This is a genomic window from Moorena sp. SIO2C4, assembly GCF_010672485.1.
Lineage (GTDB): Bacteria > Cyanobacteriota > Cyanobacteriia > Cyanobacteriales > Coleofasciculaceae > Moorena > Moorena producens.
The window spans coordinates 25,231-31,230 of record NZ_JAAHGN010000007.1 but is presented as its reverse complement, the minus strand read 5'-3'; the positions used below and the strand labels follow the sequence as shown (position 1 = coordinate 31,230).

Here is a 6,000-nt window from a genome sequence, read left to right as displayed (position 1 = left end):
TCGAAAATTTGGCGGTGGCTGTTTCTTTGAGGAGTTTGAGAGCTTCTATGGGTTCATAAGGTCGCTCTTCAACCTTCTTTTTTAGTTCTTGTAATCGACGCGATGGTTTCTTGGGCATTTAGATCTCCTGGGGTACTTAGCGAAGTAAAACTCCTCCCCCTCTATGGTTTACTTTAAGACATTGGAGTTGAAAGTTGAAAGTTGAAAGTTGAAAGTTAAAAGTTGAAAGTTGAAAGTTGAAAGTTGAAAGTGTAAATTCATCCTTCATCCTTCACTCTTTCTATGCATCCTTCTAATCGGTTATGGCTACACCCATGTTTCTAGCTGTGCCTTCCACAATTTTCATTGCCGCTTCTATATCATTGGCATTGAGGTCAGGCATTTTAGTTTGGGCGATTTCTTGCAGCTGGGAGCGAGTAAGGCTGCCAGCTTTAGTGCGGTTGGGTTGTGCTGAACCTTTCTCAATGCCAGCAGCTTTCTTAATCAGTACAGATGCTGGTGGAGTTTTGAGGATAAAGGTAAAGCTTCGATCCTCAAACACTGAAATTTCTACTGGTATCACCATACCAGCTTGATCAGCAGTTTTGGCATTGTACTCTTTACAGAATGCCATAATATTGACCCCGTGCTGACCGAGTGCTGGTCCGACGGGGGGAGCTGGGTTAGCTTTCCCAGCTGGGAGCGCTAACTTAATCAATGCAACAACTTTTTTAGCCATGATCTAGGGTCTAGCTTGTTTTTTCAATCTGATTGAACTCCAATTCTACTGGTGTATCCCGCCCAAAGATCGAGAGTAACGCTTTGAGTTTGCTCCTTTCGGGGCTAACTTCAATCACTTCCCCTTCAAATCCTTTAAACGGACCAGATAGCACAATGATTTTGTCCCCTACTGCCAGATCTACTTTGACAATCGGCTCTTGCTCTTCGGCTTGCTTGAAGATCCGCTCCACTTCGCCAGGGCTGAGGGGTACGGGTTTAACATGTCCCCGTCCACGCCCGTAGCTGCGTTTTTGTTCTGCCCCAACAAAATTAATCACATTTGGTGTGTTTTTGACAACTTGCCAAGCTTCATCATCCATCACCATCTGGACTAACACATAGCCGGGGAAAACTTTTTCTTCGCTGTGTTGCCGAGAACCATCCTTACGGATTTTAACCGTAGGTGTTTGGGGAATCTGCACTTTCAAAATCCGGTCCCCTACATCCATGGTTTGGATACGCTGTTCCAAGTTCGTTTTAACCCGTTTTTCACAGCCAGAAGCAACCTGGACTGCGTACCAACGTGAACCTGCAGGTTTTGATACCTGTTGATCGAAATCTTGGGATTCGTCTGCAGCAAAACTCATCAAAATACCTGTCCTGATGCCCAGGAAAATAAACCATCTACCAAGTAAATTATGGTGGCAGACAGAATGACCATCAACAATACCGCTGCTGATTCGCTAATTAACTGTTGCCGAGAAGGCCAAACGACTTTAGCGAGTTCTTCTTTGGTTTCGTTGAAGAACTTACCTAGGTTAAACCCAGATTCAGTTTCTTTAGTCTCTGGTTCAGCTTTTGTTTTCTTCGCCACAACTTCTCCTTTCCCCCATCAACGCATTGACACTCCTCGTGAATAACGCAGCGAGGATTCTTGCTTCTCCGGGAGTCCAACGACTTTACCCTCCACAAGCATACACCGTCTGCCCGGCGGCGTTTGGAACGGTGCGACCCGTGGCGAATTAAATTTGCCAAACGGAAAGCCCACCGAAAGATATTTATTGAATTCTCGTGCTACGGCTTCCAAATTTATACAAGATTTAGGATTTTTGCTACCAGGGTTCCGGATCAGAAGCTGTCCGCTAGACCTACTACGCTTTTTATATATGCGCTTTACCGCTAGGTCTAATTATAACTCAAAGCCCTCCGTTGAAGGATGGGGCTTTAAACCCAAAATTTGTCTACCATGGTCGGTGCTTAGTGCTATGTGCGTATGTTGCTGAGTTAATCCAGCCAGGGATTAGAAGACACAAGTGGGATTTACAGGTGTCAATTTCCTGCTCCTTGCGTCAGCAATAGTCTAGCTGGTAGGATCCCTGCCACAATAATCCACTAGTCCTGATGGTTGAGTCAAACTCTGCTACTCAGCCCCCTCAACTGACGGACTACCACTGGATTTGCTCAGGTAAACCCTGGCATAGCACAGGTGCGACCCCTGGAGAATTTAATTCGCCAAGTAAGAGCGCACCTAACTTTTGTATTCTACCAATTTTGAGCGCGCCCTGGAGGACTCGAACCCCCGACATCAGGTTTTGGAGACCTGCGTTCTACCAACTGAACTAAGGACGCAGATGGAGTAGAGAGGTAGAGGTTAACCGATACTTTTTAGCTACCAAAATCTACCAAAAGCAAATTCTGTATCGCCAATGCAAGATGCTTTCACATCCAGGGGGTATCTCCCAAAGCTCTGACGGAATATCCCGCGAGCGCCATAAAAATGTCAACAAAGTTGGTTCCACCGTATGGATATAGCGCAACTATTAAACCCTTGGTTTTCGGCTTTAATTTAAGTAAGGTGAATAAGACTGGGCATGATCTTAATTCACCGTTGTCTAGCTCTTTCTATTTCTCAGTTTTTTATGTTCATCATAACTCATTAATTTATAAATTAAAGAGGATGACCTAATAAATTTAGTGTTTTCTAATTGTCTAGAAGTGACAGTACCCATCTGGGGTACTCTTTGCTGATCACTGAACTGTCAATAAATTTCACAGTCAAGGGTCAAGGGTTAACAAATTGGATATCCTTTTCTGGGAAGTACCCTGGTAGAGGGTCTCGGGAGAGTACATTGGTTTTGGATGTCAGCTGCTGCTGGTCGAGGAGAATTGCGATCGCACTCTTACACACAAACAGGATCAAATCCCTTCCGGGACAAGTACGAGACCCTCTCAGAAACAAATTGGAGTAAGTCGAATTGTCCTGATCCCTCGGATCTAGCCACCGTTGAGGTACAAACGAATCCGTGGATGGGTCTAAAGATTTTTCCCGTTGCATGATTGGGAAAAAGTGCAGAATTTCCATGTCTGGCGGAATACGGGTGTTATTATACCTGTCGCCAGCTGTTGTAATGTGAAAGGTTCTGGTCACTGGAGGGAACAAACGACCAGTTTCCAACAAACAAGCTTCTAAATAGCTGAGTTTAGCAATGGTTGAGGCTTGCTCCAAGGAACCCGCTTCCTTGATTTCCTGTCGCACCCGTTCGAGCACCTTTGGTCTAGAGGTAATCATAGTCAGGGTTCTCGCCAGCAAGTCAGTCCCTGAACCAGTAAAAGTAAACATCCAGTGGGGGATTTGTTGTAGGAGTTCCTCTTCGGTAGTGTAGGGCTTTATGCCATGAGCCATAGACAACAGAGAGGGCTTTTCAGACGCTTCGCTGCCTTCCCAAAGCTGCTCAAGAGTTTCATAAAATTTTTCTAAACGCTTAGTTTCAAACCTTCCCAATACAATCCGCTTGATCGGATTTCCCACCATTGAGAATAACACCTGTATATCCTTGACCAACCGTCCAGGAGCAACATTTTCCCCAAACACGATGCCAAGCATTGCCTCACCCATACATTTCCGGATATCCTCAATGTTGGATACTGGCTTTGAAAAAGCATGATGTACCTGTTCGAGGAAAGCCTGTTGGTACTGGTGCTGGCAACCTGTGCCAAGCACTCCCTCGTTATAAGGTCTCAGGCGCTGCCACTGTTGATCATGGCTGATAGTGAGGGCGTTGGGAGCAAGGAAAGACATACCATCCTTCTTGAGATTGCCTTCGATATAGCCTTGGCTGTCCGGTGGGTCTTGTAAAATGTGGTCTGATAAGTCACGCCCAGATACTAGCAACACTTTCTTGAGAAGAAAGTTTAGAATGACATTTTTACTACCATAGCGTTTGATGACATCACCAATCCAACCCCCTAATACTTTTTCAAGGTCGAAACCACGGGGGTTACGGATAAAGCCACTGGCTAGATTACCCAGAAGCCGTAACAAGTCGAGTACATTGGTAGAAGGGTAGGTGTTCATTATTCATTGCTCATTGTTTCGTTGACAAATCTTACTTGAGGCTTTACTGAGACTTATCCAGTAAGCATTCAGCCGTCAGCCGTGAGCTAAAAGCTCACGCTACTTGAGGTGCGGTCAGCTGACGTAACAGAGATTAAACCAATGCTTACTTGTTTTATTCAAAAGCTGAGAGCCGATAGCTGATAGCTGATAGCTGATAGCTGATAGCTGATAGCTGATAGCTGATAGCTGATAGCTGATAGCTGATAGCTGAATGCTTACCATATCCATTGCTTCTATTTTCCTTAAGGCTATCAGCTTAAGCCAGAATTTCTCAATCCACTCCCTAATCAGAACTAGTGGCTACTTTCTTGCATGCTTCTCACCACTTGGGTTACTAGATTTCGGGGCATAAATCTTATACTGAGGGCAAGCAACTGGTTTTTGAGACCAGGCACAACAACAGTTCGATTTTTCATCAGACCAAGATAGCCAATCCTAGCAACAGTTTCAGCAGTCATAATCTTTTGTCCACTAACCAGCTTAGAGTCTTCCATGTTTGCCCGAGCTTGAAAACCCGATTCTGTTGGTCCTGGACACAGAGTAGTTACCGTCACCCCTGAACCCTTGAGTTCATTGGCAATTGCCTCGGAAAAGGATAGGACATAGGCTTTCGTGGCATAATATACTGCCATCAACGGACCAGGCTGAAACGCTGCTGTGGAGGCAATATTTAAAATTTTTCCATACTGTTGTTGCACCATAGCTGGCAGAAATAATTTGGTCAAATGGGTCAGGGCTACTATGTTTAGCTGCATCATGGCTAGTTCAGTAGCCAGGTCTGTTTCAGCAAAAGCTCCATAGGTAGCGAATCCAGCGTTGTTGACTAGTGCATCAACCTTGATACCTTCCTCTTGGAGCTGGTCAAAAATCTCCTGTGCAGCTCCTGGAACTGACAAATCCTTCGGAATAACCCTGACGAATGTCCCAAATTTTTCCCTAAAACCCTCGGCTAGTTGAGATAGTTTCGACTCACTTCTGGCGACTAACACTAACTTGTAGCCATCGCGAGCAAATAACTTGGTAAATTCATAACCAATTCCACTGGATGCACCAGTAATCAGAGCCGTTTTCGGACGATCCTTTACCTGATTTTTTTGATTCATTTGAGGTGTATGTTTACAAAAATTAACCCAGAAAATCTTGAAGAATTATTTCGATAGCCTTTCCAAAGGAATTGGAAACAAGTATGACAGTTTTTTTCATTACAAAAAATCCCTAGACACTTGATTAGCTCTTGCCTTTTGAATCTTGCCTTTTGCCTTTCCCTAAGGGATTATGTTCACAAATCAAATGGAAATGCTATGTAGGTTATAGTTATCCACTAGTAGTTGTAACTTAAATTACATTTTAAGCAGATCACCAGATCCTAGGGCAATCAAAAATCAAGCCAATAAAGCAAGCAAAGGGACTCTAGTTGAGGTATAGCATACTTTTGAGAAATTTAGGGAGAATGGGGGCGCTAGCTGAGGTAGGTGGTTCAGCTGCCAAAAATCTCTCTATTGCCTTGATAGTTATCCTCACAGGGAGCTTTTCCAAAACCGGATTGTTGTTAAAAAACTTAATAATCATGAAATATCAATGGTTGTTAAGTCATAATGGAAAGTGTTGGAAATTATAGTTTTTCGAGGAGAGACTTAACAACATCCAACTGGGGAGCAAGATTTTGTCAGGACTGACCCAAAATTGGCGAACAAACGCCCTTATACAAATTTGTGATAGTTCAATGACTCCTCCCCCAACCTAAAGCAAGGGGATGGGGTCAAAGGGGATAGTCACTGACAGTAATTTATTCCTAGCCTAGGGACAGCGCATAGCAGAGAATCGGGCATCAGACCAAATAAGCGTCACAAAATAGAAAGGACAAAAGACAAATGACATCCTTATTGTTATTTACTATCAATAAG

At 44.0% G+C, this 6,000-nt stretch carries 6 protein-coding genes, 1 tRNA gene and 1 pseudogene; all 8 read right to left on the bottom strand.

Annotated elements, in window-relative coordinates; all coding sequences use genetic code 11:
- A pseudogene (locus F6K20_RS01185) lies at nt 1-118 on the bottom strand (50S ribosomal protein L1); the annotation flags it as partial.
- A gap of 174 nt (nt 119-292) precedes the next feature.
- Nucleotides 293-718 (bottom strand): 50S ribosomal protein L11, encoded by a 426-nt coding sequence (gene rplK / locus F6K20_RS01180; protein WP_008188895.1) that lies wholly within the window; start codon nt 716-718, stop codon nt 293-295.
- A 10-nt stretch (nt 719-728) separates the two neighbouring features.
- Complete coding sequence (gene nusG, locus F6K20_RS01175; protein ID WP_008188893.1) at nt 729-1,346, bottom strand: transcription termination/antitermination protein NusG; 618 nt, start codon at nt 1,344-1,346, stop codon at nt 729-731.
- The gene (secE, locus tag F6K20_RS01170) at nt 1,346-1,573 is read right to left on the bottom strand and encodes a preprotein translocase subunit SecE (protein WP_008188891.1); all 228 of its coding nucleotides are present in this window, start codon (nt 1,571-1,573) and stop codon (nt 1,346-1,348) included. Before secE ends, nusG begins: the two co-directional genes overlap by 1 nt.
- A 682-nt stretch (nt 1,574-2,255) precedes the next feature.
- Nucleotides 2,256-2,328 (bottom strand) — tRNA-Trp (locus F6K20_RS01165).
- 433 nt (nt 2,329-2,761) lie between these two features.
- Complete coding sequence (locus F6K20_RS01160) at nt 2,762-4,054, bottom strand: cytochrome P450 (RefSeq protein WP_287264771.1); 1,293 nt, start codon at nt 4,052-4,054, stop codon at nt 2,762-2,764.
- A 114-nt stretch (nt 4,055-4,168) separates the two neighbouring features.
- A complete protein-coding gene (locus F6K20_RS01155) occupies nt 4,169-4,324 on the bottom strand; it encodes a hypothetical protein (protein ID WP_287252331.1) in 156 nt (51 codons plus the stop codon).
- Between the two features lie 65 nt (nt 4,325-4,389).
- A complete protein-coding gene (locus tag F6K20_RS01150) occupies nt 4,390-5,199 on the bottom strand; it encodes an SDR family NAD(P)-dependent oxidoreductase (RefSeq protein ID WP_008187946.1) in 810 nt (269 codons plus the stop codon).
- Nucleotides 5,200-6,000: the final 801 nt, after the last annotated feature.

Bases quoted from the DNA above. Each gene is read 5' to 3' on its own strand.
- F6K20_RS01155 (WP_287252331.1), bottom strand. From the start codon at position 4,324: ATGGATATGGTAAGCATTCAGCTATCAGCTATCAGCTATCAGCTATCA.
- nusG (WP_008188893.1), bottom strand. From the start codon at position 1,346: ATGAGTTTTGCTGCAGACGAATCCCAAGATTTCGATCAACAGGTATCA.
- F6K20_RS01150 (WP_008187946.1), bottom strand. From the start codon at position 5,199: ATGAATCAAAAAAATCAGGTAAAGGATCGTCCGAAAACGGCTCTGATT.
- rplK (WP_008188895.1), bottom strand. From the start codon at position 718: ATGGCTAAAAAAGTTGTTGCATTGATTAAGTTAGCGCTCCCAGCTGGG.
- F6K20_RS01160 (WP_287264771.1), bottom strand. From the start codon at position 4,054: ATGAACACCTACCCTTCTACCAATGTACTCGACTTGTTACGGCTTCTG.